This window comes from Enterobacter sp. KB-280D8, from assembly GCF_041399405.1.
GTDB classification, from domain to species: domain Bacteria; phylum Pseudomonadota; class Gammaproteobacteria; order Enterobacterales; family Enterobacteriaceae; genus Enterobacter; species Enterobacter cloacae_N.
Genome location: NZ_JBGKEC010000002.1, coordinates 515,108 through 535,026 on the forward strand (window position 1 = coordinate 515,108; position 19,919 = coordinate 535,026).

16 protein-coding genes and 7 tRNA genes are annotated in these 19,919 nt (G+C 55.5%); 21 read left to right on the forward strand and 2 right to left on the reverse strand.

Features of this window, described 5'->3' with window-relative positions:
- Nucleotides 1-4 precede the first annotated feature (4 nt).
- From AB8818_RS07920 to AB8818_RS07965, 10 genes are all read left to right on the forward strand, one after another.
- The gene (locus tag AB8818_RS07920; protein WP_116343891.1) at nt 5-1,225 is read left to right on the forward strand and encodes an N-acetylglucosamine repressor; all 1,221 of its coding nucleotides are present in this window, start codon (nt 5-7) and stop codon (nt 1,223-1,225) included.
- A gap of 45 nt (nt 1,226-1,270) precedes the next feature.
- Nucleotides 1,271-2,023 carry a ribonucleotide monophosphatase NagD gene (gene nagD, locus AB8818_RS07925; RefSeq protein ID WP_116343890.1) on the forward strand — a complete coding sequence of 251 codons (753 nt, stop codon included), beginning with the start codon at nt 1,271-1,273 and terminating at the stop codon, nt 2,021-2,023.
- A gap of 249 nt (nt 2,024-2,272) precedes the next feature.
- Entirely contained in the window at nt 2,273-3,937 is a 1,665-nt protein-coding gene (gene asnB / locus AB8818_RS07930) for an asparagine synthase B (RefSeq protein ID WP_192983959.1), read from the forward strand.
- Between the two features lie 226 nt (nt 3,938-4,163).
- Nucleotides 4,164-4,240 (forward strand) — tRNA-Met (locus AB8818_RS07935).
- Nucleotides 4,241-4,247: 7 nt separating this feature from the next.
- Nucleotides 4,248-4,332, forward strand: a tRNA-Leu gene (locus AB8818_RS07940).
- A gap of 23 nt (nt 4,333-4,355) precedes the next feature.
- A tRNA-Gln gene (locus AB8818_RS07945) sits at nt 4,356-4,430 on the forward strand.
- A gap of 32 nt (nt 4,431-4,462) precedes the next feature.
- A tRNA-Gln gene (locus AB8818_RS07950) sits at nt 4,463-4,537 on the forward strand.
- Between the two features lie 17 nt (nt 4,538-4,554).
- Nucleotides 4,555-4,631, forward strand: a tRNA-Met gene (locus tag AB8818_RS07955).
- A 39-nt stretch (nt 4,632-4,670) separates the two neighbouring features.
- Nucleotides 4,671-4,745: transfer RNA gene (locus AB8818_RS07960), tRNA-Gln, on the forward strand.
- A 36-nt stretch (nt 4,746-4,781) separates the two neighbouring features.
- Nucleotides 4,782-4,856: transfer RNA gene (locus AB8818_RS07965), tRNA-Gln, on the forward strand.
- A 108-nt stretch (nt 4,857-4,964) separates the two neighbouring features.
- On the opposite strand, the gene ubiF is transcribed toward AB8818_RS07965, so the two are convergent.
- Nucleotides 4,965-6,140, reverse strand: coding sequence for a 3-demethoxyubiquinol 3-hydroxylase (gene ubiF, locus AB8818_RS07970; protein WP_116341777.1), 1,176 nt, complete (start codon nt 6,138-6,140; stop codon nt 4,965-4,967).
- Between the two features lie 136 nt (nt 6,141-6,276).
- On the opposite strand from ubiF, the gene miaB reads away from it, so the two are divergent.
- The 10 genes from miaB (at nt 6,277) to rihA (ending at nt 16,546) form a co-directional block, all read left to right on the forward strand.
- Nucleotides 6,277-7,701: a tRNA (N6-isopentenyl adenosine(37)-C2)-methylthiotransferase MiaB gene (miaB, locus tag AB8818_RS07975; RefSeq protein WP_371199862.1), complete on the forward strand. Its 1,425-nt coding sequence runs from the start codon at nt 6,277-6,279 to the stop codon at nt 7,699-7,701.
- Nucleotides 7,702-7,864: 163 nt separating this feature from the next.
- On the forward strand, nt 7,865-8,911 hold the full coding sequence (locus AB8818_RS07980) for a PhoH family protein (RefSeq protein WP_028012349.1): 1,047 nt from the start codon (nt 7,865-7,867) through the stop codon (nt 8,909-8,911).
- Nucleotides 8,908-9,375, forward strand: a complete 468-nt coding sequence (gene ybeY / locus AB8818_RS07985) for an rRNA maturation RNase YbeY (RefSeq protein WP_003858677.1) — start codon at nt 8,908-8,910, stop codon at nt 9,373-9,375. The genes AB8818_RS07980 and ybeY overlap by 4 nt, the downstream gene beginning before the upstream one ends.
- An 84-nt stretch (nt 9,376-9,459) precedes the next feature.
- Entirely contained in the window at nt 9,460-10,338 is an 879-nt protein-coding gene (gene corC, locus AB8818_RS07990) for a CNNM family magnesium/cobalt transport protein CorC (protein WP_021242574.1), read from the forward strand.
- Nucleotides 10,339-10,343: 5 nt separating this feature from the next.
- A complete protein-coding gene (gene lnt, locus AB8818_RS07995) occupies nt 10,344-11,882 on the forward strand; it encodes an apolipoprotein N-acyltransferase (protein WP_192983961.1) in 1,539 nt (512 codons plus the stop codon).
- 401 nt (nt 11,883-12,283) lie between these two features.
- Nucleotides 12,284-13,189, forward strand: a complete 906-nt coding sequence (locus AB8818_RS08000; RefSeq protein WP_162874968.1) for an amino acid ABC transporter substrate-binding protein — start codon at nt 12,284-12,286, stop codon at nt 13,187-13,189.
- A gap of 155 nt (nt 13,190-13,344) precedes the next feature.
- Nucleotides 13,345-14,085, forward strand: coding sequence for an amino acid ABC transporter permease (locus tag AB8818_RS08005; RefSeq protein ID WP_028012347.1), 741 nt, complete (start codon nt 13,345-13,347; stop codon nt 14,083-14,085).
- Nucleotides 14,085-14,759, forward strand: a complete 675-nt coding sequence (gene gltK, locus AB8818_RS08010; RefSeq protein ID WP_013097580.1) for a glutamate/aspartate ABC transporter permease GltK — start codon at nt 14,085-14,087, stop codon at nt 14,757-14,759. Before AB8818_RS08005 ends, gltK begins: the two co-directional genes overlap by 1 nt.
- Nucleotides 14,759-15,484 carry an amino acid ABC transporter ATP-binding protein gene (locus tag AB8818_RS08015; RefSeq protein ID WP_014883001.1) on the forward strand — a complete coding sequence of 242 codons (726 nt, stop codon included), beginning with the start codon at nt 14,759-14,761 and terminating at the stop codon, nt 15,482-15,484. The genes gltK and AB8818_RS08015 overlap by 1 nt, the downstream gene beginning before the upstream one ends.
- A 120-nt stretch (nt 15,485-15,604) precedes the next feature.
- Nucleotides 15,605-16,546: a pyrimidine-specific ribonucleoside hydrolase RihA gene (gene rihA / locus AB8818_RS08020; RefSeq protein WP_192983963.1), complete on the forward strand. Its 942-nt coding sequence runs from the start codon at nt 15,605-15,607 to the stop codon at nt 16,544-16,546.
- A 79-nt stretch (nt 16,547-16,625) separates the two neighbouring features.
- Here rihA and AB8818_RS08025 read toward each other — a convergent pair whose 3' ends face one another.
- Nucleotides 16,626-17,108 (reverse strand): zinc ribbon-containing protein, encoded by a 483-nt coding sequence (locus tag AB8818_RS08025; RefSeq protein ID WP_116341781.1) that lies wholly within the window; start codon nt 17,106-17,108, stop codon nt 16,626-16,628.
- Nucleotides 17,109-17,324: 216 nt separating this feature from the next.
- On the opposite strand from AB8818_RS08025, the gene leuS reads away from it, so the two are divergent.
- Nucleotides 17,325-19,907 carry a leucine--tRNA ligase gene (leuS, locus tag AB8818_RS08030; RefSeq protein ID WP_116341181.1) on the forward strand — a complete coding sequence of 861 codons (2,583 nt, stop codon included), beginning with the start codon at nt 17,325-17,327 and terminating at the stop codon, nt 19,905-19,907.
- The last annotated feature ends 12 nt before the right edge of the window (nt 19,908-19,919 follow it).

Genomic DNA, 19,919 nt, shown 5'->3' on the forward strand with positions numbered 1-19,919 from the left:
AAGTATGACACCAGGCGGACAAGCTCAAATCGGTAATGTCGATCTCGTTAAACAACTTAACAGTGCGGCGGTTTATCGCCTGATTGACCAACATGGTCCAATCTCGCGGATCCAGATAGCCGAACAAAGCCAGCTTGCTCCCGCCAGCGTGACAAAAATCACCCGCCAGCTCATTGAGCGCGGTTTGATCAAAGAAGTCGATCAGCAGGCCTCCACCGGGGGCCGCCGCGCCATCTCCATTATTACCGAAACCCGCAACTTTCAGGCCATTGGTGTCCGGCTTGGTCGTCATGACACCACGCTCACGCTCTACGATCTGAGCAGCAAAGCCATTGCCGAAGAGCACTACCCGCTGCCCGAACGCACCCAGGAGACGCTGGAACACGCGCTGCTGAATACCATCGCGCACTTTATTGAAAGCTGTCAGCGCAAGATCCGCGAACTCATCGCCATCTCCGTCATTTTGCCGGGCCTCGTCGACCCGGAAAGCGGTGTGATCCGTTACATGCCGCATATTCAGGTTGAGAACTGGGCGCTGGTCGACGCGCTGGAGAAACGCTTTAAGGTGACCTGCTTTGTCGGCCACGATATTCGATCTTTAGCGCTGGCTGAGCACTACTTTGGTGCGAGTCAGGACTGCGAAGACTCTATTCTGGTGCGCGTACACCGCGGTACGGGCGCTGGCATTATCTCCAATGGCCGTATATTTATTGGTCGCAACGGTAACGTTGGCGAGATCGGCCACATTCAGGTTGAGCCGCTCGGCGAACGCTGCCACTGCGGCAACTTCGGCTGCCTTGAAACCATCGCCGCCAACACGGCCATCGAGCAGCGCGTTCGCCACCTGCTTGAGCAGGGTTATCAAAGCCGCGTCTCACTGGACGATTGCAAGATAGGCACCATCTGCAAAGCCGCCAATAAAGGCGACGCCCTGGCCTGTGAGGTGATCGAGCAGGTAGGTCGCCATCTGGGGAAAACCATCGCTATCGCCATTAACCTGTTTAACCCACAAAAAGTGGTGATCGCCGGAGAGATTGTTGAAGCGGAAAAGGTGCTGCTGCCCGCCATCGAAGGCTGTATTAACACCCAGGCGCTGAAAGCATTCCGCCAGAATCTTCCGGTGGTTCGTTCGAAGCTTGACCATCGCTCGGCGATTGGCGCATTTGCGCTGGTCAAGCGCGCCATGCTCAACGGGATCCTACTCCAGCATTTGCTGGAATCCTGATCGGACCTTATAGTAACGCCTTCTTTTTTTGATGTCGGAATGTCCATGACCATTAAGAATGTAATTTGTGATATCGACGGCGTGCTGATGCACGACAACGTTGCCGTGCCGGGTGCTGCGGAGTTTCTGCACCGCATCATCGACAAAGGAATGCCACTGGTTCTGCTCACGAACTACCCTTCCCAAACCGGTCAGGATCTGGCGAACCGTTTTGCCACCGCAGGCGTCGACGTGCCGGACAGCGTGTTTTATACCTCGGCAATGGCCACGGCGGATTTTCTGAAGCGTCAGGAAGGGAAAAAAGCTTACGTAGTGGGTGAAGGCGCGCTGATCCACGAACTGTATAAAGCAGGCTTTACCATTACCGATGTGAACCCGGACTTTGTGATTGTCGGCGAAACACGCTCCTTTAACTGGGAGATGATGCATAAAGCTGCCTACTTTGTCGCCAGCGGCGCGCGCTTTATCGCCACCAACCCGGACACGCACGGGCGTGGTTTTTATCCTGCCTGCGGCGCGCTGTGCGCCGGTATCGAAAAAATCTCCGGTCGTCAGCCGTTTGTGGTCGGAAAACCGAGCCCGTGGATCATTCGTGCCGCGCTGAACAAAATGCAGGCCCACTCTGAAGAAACGGTCATCGTCGGCGACAACCTGCGCACCGATATCCTGGCCGGTTTCCAGGCGGGTCTGGAAACTATCTTAGTGCTTTCCGGCGTCTCGCAGATTGATGACATTGACTCAATGCCGTTCAGGCCAAGCTGGATTTACCCCTCCGTCGACGAAATCGACATTATCTGATACTGAACCACGCCTCAGGGCGTGGTTTTTCATTTTCAGCCCATACCAACAAAACCCCATCTAACAAAAAGCGTGTTTTATTGCATAATCATCAATAAAAGGATGAGTGACGTACTCTTTTTTCACTATTCCACAATCACTATTGCACTATTTCCGTTTTAACCCGTAAAACCCTTGCGCCCCTCCCCCCTTTGCGGCATTTTCATAAGCAAGCAACATCACAATGCAACAGGGTTAACGGAGAAGGTTATGTGTTCAATTTTTGGCGTACTGGATATTAAAACTGACGCGGGCGAACTGCGTAAAAAGGCACTCGAACTGTCCCGCCTGATGCGCCATCGCGGACCGGACTGGTCAGGCGTATACGCCAGCGATAAAGCGATTCTGGCTCACGAACGTCTGTCTATTGTTGACGTCAACGCCGGTGCACAGCCGCTGTATAACGAGAAAAAAACGCACGCGCTGGCAGTCAACGGTGAAATCTATAACCATCAGGCGCTGCGCGCCGAGTACGGCGACCGCTACGCGTTCCAGACAGGGTCTGACTGTGAAGTGATCCTGGCGCTGTATCAGGAGAAAGGTCCCGAGTTTCTCGACGATCTGCAGGGCATGTTTGCCTTCGCCCTGTACGACAGCGAAAAAGACGCCTGGCTGATTGGCCGCGACCACATCGGTATTATCCCGCTGTACATGGGCCACGATGAACACGGCAACTTCTATGTCGCGTCCGAAATGAAAGCCCTGGTTCCGGTTTGCCGCACTATTAAAGAGTTCCCGGCTGGCAGCTATCTTTGGAGTAAAGACGGTGAAATCCGTCCGTACTATCAGCGCGACTGGTTCGATTATGACGCGGTTAAAGACAACGTGACGGATAAAGCCGAGCTGCGTCAGGCGCTGGAAGATTCCGTGAAAAGCCACCTGATGTCAGACGTGCCTTACGGCGTACTGCTTTCCGGCGGTCTGGACTCCTCCGTGATCTCCGCGATTACCAAGAAATTCGCTGCTCGTCGCGTGGAAGATCAGGAGCGCTCCGAAGCCTGGTGGCCGCAGCTGCACTCCTTTGCGGTGGGTCTGGAAGGGGCACCTGACCTGAAAGCCGCGCAGGAAGTGGCAAACCATCTCGGCACCGTGCACCATGAAATTCACTTCACCGTGCAGGAAGGTCTGGATGCAATCCGCGATGTGATCTATCACATTGAGACCTATGACGTGACCACCATTCGCGCCTCCACGCCGATGTACCTGATGTCGCGTAAGATCAAAGCGATGGGCATCAAGATGGTGCTCTCCGGTGAAGGTTCTGATGAAGTGTTTGGCGGCTATCTGTACTTCCACAAAGCGCCAAACGCCAAAGAGCTGCATGAAGAGACCGTGCGTAAGCTGCAGGCGCTGCACATGTTCGACTGTGCGCGAGCCAACAAAGCGATGTCGGCCTGGGGTGTGGAAGCGCGCGTGCCGTTCCTGGATAAAAAATTCCTCGACGTGGCGATGCGCATCAACCCAGAGGACAAGATGTGCGGCAACGGCAAGATGGAAAAACATATTCTGCGTGATTGCTTTGAATCCTACCTGCCGGCGAGCGTGGCCTGGCGTCAGAAAGAGCAGTTCTCTGATGGCGTTGGCTACAGCTGGATCGACACCCTGAAAGAGGTGGCAGCAAAACAGATTTCTGACCAGCAGCTGGAAACCGCAAGCTTCCGCTTCCCGTACAACACGCCGGGCTCGAAAGAGGCGTACCTGTACCGTGAGATCTTTGAAGAGCTGTTCCCGGTTCCGAGCGCTGCCGAATGTGTTCCTGGCGGTCCGTCCGTGGCCTGTTCATCCGCAAAAGCCATTGAATGGGATGAATCTTTCAAGGCGATGAACGATCCATCAGGACGCGCGGTTGGCGTTCACCAGTCCGCCTATAAATAATCACAACGATTTCAAACAGGCCCTCAGGGGCCTGTTTTTTTTGCCTCACATTTCACCACCGAAAACCGATTAATAACCAATAATTGCCGAATATTCGGCCACGCTGTTCGCAACCTAACCAAACAGTCACATTCCGGCTATTTTCGTTGAAAAAGGTGTTGACGCTGCAAGGGTCTATACGCATAATGCGCCCCGCAACGCCGATAAGGTAACGCGAAAAAAAGATGGCTACGTAGCTCAGTTGGTTAGAGCACATCACTCATAATGATGGGGTCACAGGTTCGAATCCCGTCGTAGCCACCATCTTTTTGCGGGAGTGGCGAAATTGGTAGACGCACCAGATTTAGGTTCTGGCGCCGCAAGGTGTGCGAGTTCAAGTCTCGCCTCCCGCACCATTCCCGGGTAAGCGTTGCACGGATGGGGTATCGCCAAGCGGTAAGGCACCGGTTTTTGATACCGGCATTCCCTGGTTCGAATCCAGGTACCCCAGCCATATTTCTTCGATTTTGCGGTTCTCCGCGGTATTGGGGTATCGCCAAGCGGTAAGGCACCGGTTTTTGATACCGGCATTCCCTGGTTCGAATCCAGGTACCCCAGCCATCGAAGACTGCAGTACTGGCTACGTAGCTCAGTTGGTTAGAGCACATCACTCATAATGATGGGGTCACAGGTTCGAATCCCGTCGTAGCCACCAAATTAAGATTATCGATTTGTTTCGGTAATAAAAAATTGTTGGGGTATCGCCAAGCGGTAAGGCACCGGATTCTGATTCCGGCATTCCGAGGTTCGAATCCTCGTACCCCAGCCAATTTAAAAAGTCGTTAAGCCGTATGTTTAACGCAATTGGGGTGTCGCCAAGCGGTAAGGCTCTGGTTTCTGATACCAGCATTCCGGGGTTCGAATCCCTGCACCCCAGCCACTTAAAACAAATAAGCCCGCTCTGCGGGCTTTTTTGTTTTTGTTGCTCAGAATTGTGCGGCCTGATGCCCTCACCCTGGCCCTCTCCCACTGGGAGAGGGAATAATGATTAGAGTCCTAAGGCGTATTTCAGCGCCTGACGCTTCAGACCACCGGCACGCTCTGCTGCCATCAATCCGATGTTACGCAGAATGCGCACCGGAGCTACGTCATTGCTGAACCCGGCATAGAACAGATCCATCCCCGACTGCATGATGAAGTTATCCGCCATACGGCGCGTCTGGTAGCGCTTGAGTACCTGATGGCTGGCCCATGCCTCCGCATGACCGCGCGCATTGCTTAAAACATCCAGCAAGGCGTCGACGTCACGGTATCCAAGGTTGACTCCCTGCCCCGCCAGCGGGTGAATGGTGTGTGCCGCATCGCCCACCAGCGCCAGCCCTTCACGGGCATACTGTAACGCGTGGCGCCGCGTGAGCGGAAATGCCCCTGCGGCGACCGGCGTCACGTTGCCCAAACGGCTCGGGAAGTGAAGCAAGATCTCGCGCTGCAGCTGCTCCATCGACAGCCCCTGCAGCTGGCGAATGCGCGCCGGCTTGTCGTACCAGACCAGCGACGCCCAGTTATCATACAGCGGTAAAAACGCGTGCGGACCGTTCGGAGTAAAGTGCTGCCAGGTGCTTTCACCCGGCGCATTCTCGCACTGAACGGTAATCAGCATACAGGACTGCTGGTACTGCCAGGCATGAACGCCGATGCCCGCCATCTCCCTGACCTGCGAGTTAGCGCCATCGGCCCCGACGACCAGCTTCACTGCCAGCTCATCGCCGCTGTCGAGAGTCAGTAGATAGCCACTCTCGTGAGGATGCAGTGCCTTAAGTGACGCAGGCATACGCAGCGTCACCTTCGGATGTGCCTCCAGCGCCTGCCAGAGCGCCAGCTGGAGCACGTTGTTTTCCACCATATAGCCCAGGCGCGGCAGCTTCAGCTCAGCGGCGTCAAACGACACGTGAGCATTTTCCCACTCCCAGGTTTCAAGGCGGCTGTAAGGATGCGCACGCATCGCCAGCACCGCCTCCCAGACGCCCAGGCCGCGCAGCAGATCGACGGACGCCGCGCTGATGGCGGAAATGCGCACGTCCGGTTTGCTGGCGGGATCGAATGCCGGCGGTGCCGACTGCTCAATTACCGTTACCTCAAATCCCTGCTGCGCCAGTCCCAGCGCCAGCGCGCCGCCGACCATACCGCCGCCGACAACGGCAACTTCGGTGTGTTGGAGTGTCATGGTCATTTTTTCCTTCTTGGAGAATCCCTTAAGTTTACCGGATTTTTGCGGTCATGAGACACATAACCGTCACACTGGTCACAACCCCACCAAAGCATTACAATACGCGGCTTGCAATCCTGAGCTGAGCAAGTCGATGACTAAAAAACTCCATATAAAAACCTGGGGCTGTCAGATGAACGAATACGATTCATCCAAGATGGCCGATCTGCTGGATACCACCCACGGATCCCAGCTGACTGAAAATGCGAAAGAAGCCGATGTGCTGCTGCTGAACACCTGTTCAATTCGTGAAAAAGCACAGGAAAAAGTCTTTCATGTGTTAGGCCGCTGGAAGCTTCTGAAACGGAAAAATCCGGACCTGATCATCGGCGTGGGTGGCTGCGTCGCGTCGCAGGAAGGTAAGCTGATCCGCCAGAGAGCCCCGTATGTGGATATCGTCTTTGGCCCTCAGACCCTGCACCGCCTGCCTGAGATGATCAATCAGGTTCGCGGTAACCGCAGCCCGGTTGTTGACGTCAGCTTCCCGGAGATCGAAAAATTCGACCGCCTGCCAGAGCCGCGCGCCGATGGCCCGACCGCTTTTGTCTCCATCATGGAAGGCTGCAACAAATACTGTACCTACTGCGTGGTGCCTTACACCCGTGGTGAAGAGGTCAGCCGCCCGGCAGATGATATTCTGTTTGAAATCGCGCAGCTTGCCGCGCAGGGCGTCCGTGAAGTGAACCTGCTCGGCCAGAACGTTAACGCCTGGCGTGGGGAAAACTACGACGGCACCACTGGCAGCTTTGCCGAACTGCTGCGCCTGGTGGCCGCGATTGACGGTATCGACCGAATCCGCTTTACCACCAGCCATCCGATGGAGTTTACCGACGACATCATTGACGTGTATCGCGATACGCCTGAGCTGGTGAGCTTCCTGCACCTGCCGATTCAGTGCGGCTCTGACCGCGTTCTGAACCTGATGGGCCGCCCGCATACGGTGCTGGAGTACAAATCCACCATCCGCAAGCTGCGTGAAGCGCGTCCGGATATTCAGATCAGCTCCGACTTCATCGTTGGCTTCCCTGGTGAAACCGCTGATGACTTCGAGCGCACCATGAAGCTCATCGGTGAAGTGAACTTTGACGTCAGCTACAGCTTCATCTTCTCAGCGCGTCCTGGAACACCCGCGGCCGACATGGTTGACGATGTGCCGGAAGAAGAGAAAAAGCAGCGTCTGTATATTCTGCAGGAGCGCATCAATCAGCAGGCCAACGCCTGGAGCCGCCGTATGCTCGGCACCGTCCAGCGCATTCTGGTGGAAGGCACCTCCCGCAAGAGCATTATGGAGCTGTCCGGTCGTACCGAAAACAACCGCGTGGTGAACTTTGAAGGCACCCCGGATATGATCGGTAAATTCGTGGACGTCGAGATTGTCGAGGTGCTGACCAACTCGCTGCGCGCGAAGGTGGTACGCACCGAGGACGAAATGGGCCTGCGTATCGCAGAGTCACCGGAATCCGTGATCTCGCGTACCCGCAAAGAAAACGATTCTGGCGTTGGGATTTACCAGCCTTAATCCTTCAGGCCTGCCGCTTTGGCAGGCCTTGTATTTCCTCTCATCGCCCCCAATATCTTCCGCAACGCTTGCGCCTTTATTCTGTGGCGTGAATAATTTCGGTAATGACCGTTTTATTGCGCCGTGTGGCAGCGGGTCAGTTAACCAATCAAAGAGGAACAGTTTGAACATAGATACGCGTGAAATTAGCCTTGAGCCCGCAGACAACGCTCGCCTGCTGAGCCTGTGCGGGCCGTTTGATGACAACATCAAACAACTGGAACGACGTCTGGGTATCGAAATCAATCGTCGCGATAACCATTTCAAACTCACCGGACGCCCTATCTGCGTCAACGCGGCTGCGGATATTCTGCGCAGCCTGTATGTCGATACCGCCCCAATGCGCGGCGAGATTCAGGACATCGAACCGGAACAAATTCACCTCGCCATTAAAGAGGCGCGAGTGCTTGAGCAAAGCGCGGAAAGCGTGCCGGACTACGGCAAGGCGATCAACATTAAGACCAAGCGTGGCGTCATCAAGCCGCGCACGCCAAACCAGGCGCAGTACATCGCTAATATTCTTGACCATGACATCACCTTCGGCGTGGGTCCGGCGGGTACGGGTAAAACCTATCTGGCGGTTGCCGCGGCGGTCGATGCACTGGAACGCCAGGAGATCCGTCGCATCCTGCTGACCCGCCCTGCCGTGGAAGCGGGTGAAAAACTGGGCTTCCTGCCTGGCGATCTGAGCCAGAAGGTCGACCCGTACCTGCGCCCGCTGTATGACGCGCTGTTCGAAATGCTCGGCTTTGAGAAGGTTGAGAAGCTGATTGAGCGTAACGTTATCGAAGTGGCTCCGCTCGCCTACATGCGCGGTCGTACGCTGAACGATGCGTTCATCATTCTCGATGAGAGCCAGAACACCACCATCGAACAGATGAAGATGTTCCTGACGCGTATCGGCTTTAACTCGAAAGCGGTCATCACCGGTGACGTCACCCAGATCGACCTGCCTCGCAGCACCAAGTCCGGCCTGCGCCACGCCATTGAAGTGCTGTCAGAGGTAGACGAAATCAGCTTTAACTTCTTCCACAGTGAAGACGTGGTACGCCACCCGGTGGTCGCGCGCATCGTTAACGCCTATGAAGCCTGGGAAGAGGCGGATCAAAAACGCAGGGCCGAACAGGCCGCGGAACGTAAGCGCGAAGCGCAGGAGCAAGAACAGAAATGAGTCAGGTGATCCTCGATTTACAGCTGGCCTGTGAAGACAATTCTGGCATGCCAGAAGAGGCACAGTTTCAGAAATGGCTGGATGCCGTTATTCCTCAGTTTCAGGAAGAATCAGAAGTCACGATTCGCCTGGTGGATGAAGCGGAAAGCCACGAGCTTAACCTGACCTATCGCGGGAAAGATAAGCCGACCAACGTGCTCTCTTTCCCGTTCGAAGCGCCGCCGGGCATCGAGATGCCACTGCTTGGTGATTTGATCATCTGCCGTCAGGTAGTGGAACAGGAAGCCAAAGAGCAGCAGAAACCGCTGGAAGCCCACTGGGCGCATATGGTGGTACACGGCAGCCTGCACCTGTTGGGCTACGATCATATTGAAGATGACGAAGCGGAAGAGATGGAGTCCCTTGAGACAGAGATAATGCTTGCTCTGGGCTATGAGGATCCGTACATTGCCGAGAAAGAATAGTCAGTTACTGACTACCATGCCACCGCGCAGGGACATAGCGCGGTGGTTAACGTTGAACTAATAAGAGAACCCTTAACAAACGCCATGAGCGACGACAATTCACACAGTAGCGACACGACAACCAGTAAAAAGGGATTTTTCTCCCTCATTCTGAACCAGCTTTTCCACGGCGAGCCGAAAAACCGTGATGAACTGCTGGAGCTGATTCGTGATTCCGGGCAGAACGACCTTATCGACGAAGATACGCGCGAAATGCTCGAAGGGGTTATGGACATCGCTGACCAGCGCGTCCGCGACATCATGATCCCCCGCTCGCAGATGATCACCCTGAAACGTAACCAGACCCTGGACGAGTGCCTCGATGTGATCATCGAATCCGCCCACTCGCGTTTCCCGGTCATCAGCGAAGATAAAGATCACATCGAAGGGATTTTGATGGCGAAAGATCTGCTGCCGTTTATGCGCAGCGATGCCGAAGCCTTCAGCATGGAAAAAGTGTTACGCCAGGCCGTGGTTGTGCCGGAAAGTAAACGTGTGGATCGGATGCTGAAAGAGTTTCGCTCTCAGCGTTACCACATGGCGATTGTTATTGATGAATTCGGCGGCGTCTCAGGTCTTGTCACGATCGAGGATATCCTTGAGCTGATCGTGGGTGAAATCGAAGACGAGTACGACGAAGAAGAGGATATCGACTTCCGTCAGCTCAGCCGCCACACCTGGACCGTGCGCGCGCTGGCCTCGATTGAAGACTTTAACGACGCCTTCGGTACCCACTTCAGCGATGAAGAGGTCGATACCATTGGCGGACTGGTGATGCAGGCCTTTGGCCATCTTCCGGCGCGCGGTGAGACCGTTGACATCGACGGTTACCAGTTCAAAGTAGCAATGGCCGACAGCCGACGTATTATACAGGTTCACGTCAGAACGCCGGACGATTCACCGGTGCCAAAACTGGAAGATTAATGTAAATGGCATTTGCCCCATTGCTTGAACGCCAGCGCGTCCGTTTGCTGCTGGCGCTGTTGCTCGGAGCCAGCGGTACGCTGGCTTTTTCTCCTTACGATATCTGGCCCGCGGCCATTCTCTCCCTGATGGGACTTCAGGGCCTGACCCTGAACCGTCGTCCGGTACAGGCCGCCGCCATTGGCTACTTCTGGGGGCTGGGGCTGTTTGGTTCCGGTATTAACTGGGTCTACGTCAGTATCGCCCAGTTTGGCGGGATGCCGGGCCCGGTTAACGTCTTTCTGGTCGTACTGCTCGCTGCTTATCTCTCACTGTACACCGGTCTGTTCGCCGGTATCCTTTCTCGCCTGTGGCCTAAAACCACCTGGCTGCGCGTCGCCATTGCCGCGCCGGTAGTCTGGCAGATTACCGAGTTCCTGCGTGGCTGGGTGCTGACCGGTTTCCCGTGGCTACAGTTCGGCTACAGCCAAATTGACGGCCCGCTGAAAGGTCTGGCGCCGGTAATGGGCGTTGAAGCCATTAACTTCCTGCTGATGGTGGTGAGCGGCCTGCTGGTCCTGGCGCTGGTCCAGCGCTGCTGGAAACCGCTGGCTGTGGCGCTGGTGCTGTTCGCCCTGCCCTTCCCGCTGCGCTATATCCAGTGGTTCACGCCTGAGCCTGAGCGCACCATGCAGGTTTCCATGGTGCAGGGGAATATCCCGCAGTCCATGAAGTGGGACGAAAAAGAGCTGCTGAACACGCTGAAGATCTACGCCAACGCCACCGAAGAGGTGATGGGTAAATCGCAGCTGATTATCTGGCCAGAGTCTGCCATTCCCGATCTGGAAATCAACCAGCAGCCGTTCCTGAACATGATGAACGACCTGCTGGTAGCGCGCGGCAGCACGCTGATTACCGGCATTGTCGATGCGCGGCTGAATCAGCAGAACCGCTACGACACCTACAACACTATCATTACGCTTGGGAAAGATAGCGAGTACAGCTACCACTCTACTGACCGGTACAACAAGAACCACCTGGTGCCGTTTGGTGAATTTGTCCCGCTGGAGTCGATTTTGCGCCCGCTGGCACCGTTCTTTGACCTGCCGATGTCCTCCTTCAGCCGCGGCCCGTACGTTCAGCCCCAGCTGCATGCGCACGGTCTGGCTCTTACGGCGGCCATCTGCTACGAAATCATCCTCGGCGAGCAGGTGCGGGATAACTTCCGTCCGGATACCGACTATCTGCTGACCATCTCCAACGATGCCTGGTTTGGTAAATCTATCGGCCCGTGGCAGCACTTCCAGATGGCGCGCATGCGTTCCCTGGAGCTGGCGCGTCCGCTGCTGCGCAGCACCAACAACGGCATCACAGCCGTGATTGGTCCGCAGGGTGAAATCCAGGCCATGATCCCGCAGTTTACCCGTGAGGTGCTGACCACTAACGTCACACCAACCACGGGACTTACGCCGTACGCCCGTACCGGCAACTGGCCACTGTGGATTTTGACCGCGCTGTTCGGCTTTGGCGCCGTGCTGATGAGCCTGCGTCACCGTCGTCGCTAGTCTTACCTTCTGTTGCCGGGTGGCGCTGACGCTTACCCGGCCTACATTTTTACTCCCGTAGGTCGGGTAAGGCGTAGCCGTCACCCGACAACTCCCTTCCGACGCCAAATCTGGCACGCCTATTGCTTTATTTATTCACGCAAACGCAGTTTGGCTTAACGTGTAACCTTGTCGCACCAGCGTAGATCATCGGTAGCACCGAAACGGTGCAACGGGAGATTATTGCCTCTGAATGGTGCGGCGCGCTTCGCAAAAATAAACAATAACGCAGCAAAATCTTTACATTAAGCCAGACTAAATGTTAACAAGCTTGCATAACACTGCACTCGCATCGCGCGAGATATAACAACATCACAATGGGTATCAATGCGTCACTGGCGCTGATAAGAAAGGAGTTGGGTATGCAATTACGTAAACTGGCCACAGCAATGCTGGTTATGGGAATGTCCGCAGGCGTGGTTCACGCTGAAGACGCTCCAACAGCAGGCAGCACTCTCGACAAGATTGCCAAAAACGGCGTCATCGTGGTCGGCCACCGTGAATCTTCCGTCCCGTTCTCTTACTACGACAACACGCAAAAAGTCGTGGGCTATTCACAGGATTACTCCAACGCCATCGTTGAAGCTGTGAAGAAAAAGCTGAACAAACCTGACCTGCAGGTGAAGCTGATCCCAATCACTTCACAGAACCGTATTCCACTGCTGCAAAACGGCACCTTTGACTTCGAGTGTGGCTCTACCACCAACAACCTCGAACGCCAGAAGCAGGCGGCCTTCTCTGACACCATCTTCGTCGTGGGTACCCGTCTGCTGACCAAAAAAGGCGGAGCGATCAAAGATTTTGCTGACCTGAAAGGCAAAGCGGTCGTTGTGACCTCCGGAACCACTTCTGAAGTCCTGCTGCACAAGCTGAACGACGAGAAGAAAATGGACATGCGCATCATCAGCGCGAAAGACCATGGCGACTCTTTCCGTACCCTGGAAAGCGGCCGCGCCGTCGCGTTTATGATGGATGACGCCCTGCTGGCGGGCGAACGTGCGAAGGCGAAGAAACCAGACAACTGGGATATCGTCGGTACCGCGCAGTCCAAAGAAGCCTACGGCTGTATGCTGCGTAAAGACGATCCGCAGTTCAAAAAGCTGATCGATGACACCATCGCTCAGGTTCAGACCTCCGGCGAAGCGGAAAAATGGTTCGACAAGTGGTTCAAGAACCCAATTCCACCAAAAAACCTGAACATGAATTTTGAACTGTCTGACGACATGAAAGCGCTGTTCAAATCTCCAAATGACAAGGCTCTTAACTAATTAGAACAACAGGGGCGGGATCTCCTGCCCTCTCGATTGTCGGGAAGCATGGACAGACTATACGTTGAGTGGTCGTTCCCCACTCAGCGCGAAAAATGAGCTTCTCACCAATCTTCGAGGGTAGCGCTGCTACCCTCTTTTTTCTGGAGTTTATTATGTCAATAGACTGGAACTGGGGCATATTCCTGCAACAAGCCCCGTTCGGCAACACCACCTATCTTGGCTGGCTGTGGAGCGGCTTTCAGGTTACCGTGGCATTATCGATAACGGCGTGGATCATCGCGTTTCTTGTCGGTTCGCTGTTCGGTATTCTGCGCACCGTCCCTAACCGTTTCCTTTCAACCATTGGCACACTGTATGTGGAACTGTTCCGTAACGTTCCGCTCATCGTGCAGTTCTTTACCTGGTATCTGGTCATCCCGGAACTGCTGCCGGAAAATATTGGCATGTGGTTCAAGTCGGAGCTGGATCCGAATGTGCAGTTCTTTGTCTCCTCCATGATGTGTCTGGGGCTGTTTACCGCTGCGCGCGTTTGCGAGCAGGTGCGTGCCGCCATTCAGTCATTGCCGCGCGGACAAAAAAATGCGGGCCTGGCCATGGGCCTGACCCTGCCACAAACCTACCGCTATGTGCTGCTGCCTAACGCCTACCGCGTTATCGTTCCACCGATGACCTCTGAGATGATGAACCTGGTGAAAAACTCGGCCATCGCCTCAACCATCGGCCTGGTGGATATGGCTGCACAGGCGGGCAAGCTGCTGGATTACTCCGCTCACGCGTGGGAATCCTTCACCGCGATCACGCTCGCCTATGTTCTGATTAACGCTTTCATCATGCTGGTGATGAACCTGGTTGAACGCAAAGTACGCCTGCCGGGCAATCTGGGGGGCAAATAATGTACGAATTTGACTGGAGTTCTATTGTTCCATCCATGCCCTACCTGCTCGATGGTCTGGTAATTACCTTAAAGATCACCGCGATCGCCATCATCGTGGGTATAGTCTGGGGCACCCTGCTGGCCGTCATGCGACTGTCGAGCTTTAAGCCGCTCGCCTGGTTTGCGACCGCCTACGTTAACGTGTTCCGCTCTATTCCGCTGGTGATGGTGCTGCTGTGGTTTTATCTGATCGTCCCCGGCTTCTTACAGAACGTGCTGGGGCTGTCGCCGAAAACTGATATCCGCCTGATCTCCGCTATGGTGGCGTTCTCAATGTTTGAGGCCGCTTATTATTCAGAGATTATCCGAGCGGGTATCCAGAGTATCTCCCGCGGGCAGTCCAGCGCCGCACTGGCGCTGGGAATGACGCACTGGCAGTCCATGCAGCTCATCATTCTGCCGCAGGCGTTTCGCGCCATGGTTCCACTCCTGCTGACCCAGGGTATCGTGCTGTTCCAGGATACCTCTCTGGTTTATGTTCTGAGCCTGGCGGACTTTTTCCGTACCGCGTCGACCATCGGTGAACGTGATGGTACGCAGGTCGAGATGGTGCTCTTCGCGGGTGCGGTCTATTTTGTGATTAGTTTAAGCGCGTCGCTGTTGGTCAGCTGGCTGAAGAAAAGGACGGTATAATGATTTCCCTGAAAAATGTTTCTAAATGGTATGGGCACTTTCAGGTGCTGACCGACTGCTCCACCGAAGTCAAAAAAGGCGACGTGGTGGTGGTGTGCGGGCCGTCCGGTTCCGGTAAGTCCACGCTGATCAAAACGGTTAATGGTCTGGAGCCTGTGCAGCAGGGCGAAATTGTTGTGAACGGCACCAAAGTGAACGATAAGAAAACCAACCTCGCCCAGCTTCGCTCTCACGTTGGCATGGTGTTCCAGCATTTTGAGCTGTTCCCTCACCTCTCCATTATTGAGAACCTGACGCTGGCGCAGGTAAAAGTGCTTAAGCGTGATAAAAAAGCGTCGCGCGAGAAAGGGCTGAAGCTCCTGGAGCGCGTGGGGCTTTCTGCGCATGCCGATAAGTTCCCGGCACAGCTTTCCGGCGGCCAGCAGCAGCGTGTGGCGATCGCGCGCGCACTGTGTATGGATCCGGTGGCCATGCTGTTCGATGAGCCCACGTCAGCGCTCGATCCTGAAATGATCAACGAAGTGCTGGACGTGATGGTCGAGCTTGCGCACGAAGGGATGACCATGATGGTGGTGACGCACGAAATGGGCTTCGCCCGTAAAGTGGCCAACCGCGTGATCTTTATGGACGAAGGGAAAATTGTCGAAGACTCACCGAAAGAAGAGTTCTTCGCCAACCCGAAATCCGAACGCGCCAAAGATTTCCTCGCGAAAATCCTGCACTAATCTTCTCGGTGCGCAATCTGCGGATTGCGCACTGCTTCACGCTTTCACTCAGTTCCTCTCGTCGGCGTCACATTGCAGCGTTAACCTTGTCACAAAATAACGCTACGTATGGAGAACGCTATGGCACAGCCAATTATTCTCGATTGCGATCCGGGTCATGATGACGCGATCGCGCTCGTCCTTGCACTTGCCTCCCCTGAACTCGATGTAAAAGCGGTCACCTCGTCCGCTGGAAACCAAACGCCTGATAAAACCCTGCGCAACGTGCTGCGCATGCTGACGCTGCTCAAACGCACCGATATTCCTGTCGCCGGCGGGGCCGTGAAGCCGCTGATGCGCGAGCTGATCATTGCCGACAACGTTCATGGGGAAAGCGGCCTGGACGGCCCGGCACTGCCGGAGCCAGGCTTTGCGCCGCAAAACTGCACCGCCGTGGAGCTGATGGCGAAGGTGCTGCGTGAAAGCGCGGAGCCCGTGACGCTGGTCGCCACCGGACCGCAAACCAACGTTGCGCTGCTGCTAAACAGCCACCCGGAACTGCACGGTAAAATCGCCCGTATTGTGATTATGGGCGGCGCGATGGGGCTGGGGAACTGGACGCCGGCTGCGGAGTTCAACATCTTTGTCGACCCGGAAGCTGCTGAGATTGTCTTCCAGTCCGGCCTACCGATTGTGATGGCTGGGCTGGACGTTACTCACCGCGCGCAGATTATGGCGGACGATATTGAGCGTTTCCGCTCCGTGGGTAATACGGTCGCGACAACCGTGGCCGAACTGCTCGACTTCTTTATGGAGTATCACAAAGCCGAAAAGTGGGGTTTCCACGGCGCGCCGCTGCACGACCCGTGTACCATTGCCTGGCTACTGAAGCCTGAGATGTTTACCACTGTGCACAGATGGGTTGGCGTCGAGACGCAGGGGAAATACACCCAGGGGATGACGGTGGTGGATTACTATTCGCTGACGGGGAATAAACCGAATACCACGGTAATGGTGGATATCGACCGGGAGGCGTTTGTGGATTTGCTGGCGGAAAGGCTGACTTATTACTCTGCGGCCTGATGCCCTCACCCCGGCCCTCTCCCACGGGGAGAGGGAGCAAACACTAAAAACGGCAACGGGGTTGCCGTTTTGCTTTTATTTATGGCTCAAACGGGCGACGCTGGAACTGATCGTGCCCACACTTCGGACACAGCGGCAACACATCCGGCGTATACACCGCAATATGGTGATGGCACTTCTCACACACCAGATTCCCCAGCCCCACGACTTCACCGCTCTGGTACACGCCGTGATGGTTTAAATCCTGGAATACTTCGCGCCACTCCAGTTGGGTTTTATCGGTAATATCCGCCAGCTCCTGCCACAGGCTCTCTTTGATCACCCGCATAAAGACGCTGTCCGTGACCTCTTCCTGGCTCTCTTCGTAGCTACGCGCAAACTCCTCAAGATCGCGGCGCACGGCGCGCGTCACCTCTTCCACTTCGGTTCGCGTTAACTCACCCGTTTGCGTCACCCGGGCACGCGCCTGTTCGACCAGCGTGTCAATATCGCGCTCGCCGTTACGCAGCCGTTCCGTCAGTGTCGCCACCAGTTCGCGGTAAAATTGAGCAACCTTGTTCATCATTTTGCCTCCCGGGTAAGTAACTATTTCTAATAATAGACCTTATTTCACCGCCGCTTTGTCAGGTGAAGCACAGACCCGGTAAATTCCTGCAAAGTGCAATTGCGCGAAAGGCTGTTTTGACGCGGGCGTTTGGGCTATGCTATGCGGATCTGAATTACCACATCCATTGGCTACATTTTTGTAGCTGTATTGAACACAGGACCACTGGCTGCCATGCAAGAGCAATACCGCCCGGAAGAGATAGAATCAAAAGTCCAGCAACACTGGGACGAGAAGCGCACCTTTGAAGTAACCGAAGACGAGAGCAAAGAGAAGTATTACTGCCTGTCGATGCTTCCCTATCCTTCTGGTCGACTACACATGGGCCACGTGCGTAACTACACCATCGGTGATGTGATCGCCCGTTACCAGCGCATGCTGGGAAAAAACGTTCTGCAGCCAATCGGCTGGGATGCGTTCGGCCTGCCTGCAGAAGGCGCAGCGGTTAAAAACAATACCGCTCCGGCACCATGGACGTATGACAACATCGCGTACATGAAAAACCAGCTCAAAATGCTGGGCTTCGGTTATGACTGGAGCCGCGAGCTGGCGACCTGTACCCCGGAATACTACCGCTGGGAGCAGAAGTTCTTCACCGAGCTGTACAAAAAAGGCCTGGTATACAAGAAAACGTCTGCCGTTAACTGGTGCCCGAATGACCAAACCGTTCTGGCGAACGAGCAGGTTATCGACGGCTGCTGCTGGCGCTGCGACACCAAAGTTGAGCGTAAAGAGATCCCGCAGTGGTTTATCAAAATCACCGCTTACGCTGATGAACTGCTGAACGATCTGGATACGCTGGACCACTGGCCTGACACCGTTAAGACCATGCAGCGCAACTGGATCGGCCGTTCTGAAGGCGTGGAAATTACCTTCAACGTTGAGAACTACGATCAGACCCTGACCGTCTACACCACCCGTCCGGACACCTTCATGGGCGCGACCTACCTGGCCGTGGCCGCAGGTCACCCGCTGGCGCAGAAAGCGGCAGAGAACAACCCGGAACTGGCTACCTTCATCGACGAGTGCCGCAACACGAAAGTGGCCGAAGCCGACATGGCGACGATGGAGAAAAAAGGCGTTGCGACGGGCTTCTATGCTAAGCACCCGCTTACTGGCGAAGCGATCCCGGTCTGGGCGGCAAACTTCGTGCTGATGGAGTATGGTACCGGTGCGGTAATGGCCGTTCCGGGTCACGATCAGCGCGACTACGAATTTGCCACCAAATACAACCTGCCGATTAAAGCCGTTATTCTGGCTGCCGATGGTTCTGAACCCGACCTGACCGAGCAAGCGCTGACCGAAAAAGGCACCCTGTTCAACTCCGGCGAATTCAGCGGTCTGAGCTTCGAAGAGGGCTTCAACGCCATCGCCGACAAGCTGGCCTCACTGGGCGTGGGCGAGCGTAAAGTGAACTTCCGTCTGCGCGACTGGGGCGTGTCCCGTCAGCGCTACTGGGGTGCGCCGATTCCGATGGTGACCCTGGAAGACGGCACCGTGATGCCAACGCCGGAAGATCAGCTGCCGGTGATCCTGCCGGAAGACGTGGTTATGGACGGCATCACCAGCCCGATCAAAGCCGATCCTGAGTGGGCAAAAACCACCGTCAACGGCCAGCCTGCGCTGCGTGAAACCGACACCTTTGACACCTTTATGGAGTCGTCATGGTACTACGCGCGCTATACCTGCCCGCAGTACAAAGAAGGTATGCTGGATTCTGACGCCGCCAACTACTGGCTGCCGGTAGACATCTACATTGGCGGCATCGAACACGCCATCATGCACCTGCTCTATTTCCGCTTCTTCCATAAGCTGATGCGCGATGCCGGCATGGTGAACTCTGACGAACCCGCTAAACAGCTGCTGTGTCAGGGCATGGTGCTGGCAGACGCCTTCTACTACGTTGGCGCGAACGGCGAGCGCAACTGGGTTTCTCCGGTTGATGCAATCGTTGAACGCGACGAGAAGGGCCGTATCGTTAAGGCGACAGACGCTGAAGGCCATGAACTGGTTTATACCGGCATGAGCAAGATGTCCAAGTCTAAGAACAACGGTATCGACCCGCAGGTGATGGTTGAGCGTTACGGCGCGGATACCGTGCGTCTGTTCATGATGTTTGCCTCTCCGGCTGATATGACGCTGGAGTGGCAGGAATCCGGCGTGGAAGGCGCGAACCGCTTCCTGAAACGCGTCTGGAAACTGGTGTACGAACACACCGCACAGGGTGATGCCCCGGCACTGAACGCCGCTGCGCTGAGCGAAGATCAGCAGGCGCTGCGTCGTGATGTTCATAAAACGATCGCGAAAGTGACCGATGATATCGGTCGTCGTCAGACCTTCAATACCGCAATTGCGGCTATTATGGAACTGATGAACAAGCTGGCGAAAGCCCCGCAGGACGGCGAGCAAGATCGTGCCATCATGCGTGAAGCGCTGCTGGCCGTCGTTCGCATGCTGAACCCGTTCACGCCGCACGTCAGCTTCACCCTGTGGCAGGAGCTGAAAGGTGAAGGCGATATCGACAACGCGCCGTGGCCGGTGGCTGACGAGGCAGCGATGGTGGAAAACACCACGCTGGTGGTGGTCCAGGTCAACGGCAAAGTCCGTGGTAAAATTACCGTGGCGGTTGATGCAACTGAAGATCAGGTTCGCGAGCGCGCGGGTCAGGAACCTCTGGTTGCGAAATATCTTGAGGGCGTTACCTTACGTAAAGCGATCTACGTACCGGGTAAACTGCTCAATCTGGTCGTTGGCTAAGCGCGGGAGGAA

Bases quoted from the DNA above. Each gene is read 5' to 3' on its own strand.
- AB8818_RS07920 (WP_116343891.1), top strand. From the start codon at position 5: ATGACACCAGGCGGACAAGCTCAAATCGGTAATGTCGATCTCGTTAAA.
- nagD (WP_116343890.1), top strand. From the start codon at position 1,271: ATGACCATTAAGAATGTAATTTGTGATATCGACGGCGTGCTGATGCAC.
- asnB (WP_192983959.1), top strand. From the start codon at position 2,273: ATGTGTTCAATTTTTGGCGTACTGGATATTAAAACTGACGCGGGCGAA.
- ubiF (WP_116341777.1), bottom strand. From the start codon at position 6,140: ATGACACTCCAACACACCGAAGTTGCCGTTGTCGGCGGCGGTATGGTC.
- miaB (WP_371199862.1), top strand. From the start codon at position 6,277: ATGACTAAAAAACTCCATATAAAAACCTGGGGCTGTCAGATGAACGAA.
- ybeY (WP_003858677.1), top strand. From the start codon at position 8,908: ATGAGTCAGGTGATCCTCGATTTACAGCTGGCCTGTGAAGACAATTCT.
- corC (WP_021242574.1), top strand. From the start codon at position 9,460: ATGAGCGACGACAATTCACACAGTAGCGACACGACAACCAGTAAAAAG.
- lnt (WP_192983961.1), top strand. From the start codon at position 10,344: ATGGCATTTGCCCCATTGCTTGAACGCCAGCGCGTCCGTTTGCTGCTG.
- AB8818_RS08000 (WP_162874968.1), top strand. From the start codon at position 12,284: ATGCAATTACGTAAACTGGCCACAGCAATGCTGGTTATGGGAATGTCC.
- AB8818_RS08005 (WP_028012347.1), top strand. From the start codon at position 13,345: ATGTCAATAGACTGGAACTGGGGCATATTCCTGCAACAAGCCCCGTTC.
- gltK (WP_013097580.1), top strand. From the start codon at position 14,085: ATGTACGAATTTGACTGGAGTTCTATTGTTCCATCCATGCCCTACCTG.
- AB8818_RS08015 (WP_014883001.1), top strand. From the start codon at position 14,759: ATGATTTCCCTGAAAAATGTTTCTAAATGGTATGGGCACTTTCAGGTG.
- rihA (WP_192983963.1), top strand. From the start codon at position 15,605: ATGGCACAGCCAATTATTCTCGATTGCGATCCGGGTCATGATGACGCG.
- AB8818_RS08025 (WP_116341781.1), bottom strand. From the start codon at position 17,108: ATGAACAAGGTTGCTCAATTTTACCGCGAACTGGTGGCGACACTGACG.
- leuS (WP_116341181.1), top strand. From the start codon at position 17,325: ATGCAAGAGCAATACCGCCCGGAAGAGATAGAATCAAAAGTCCAGCAA.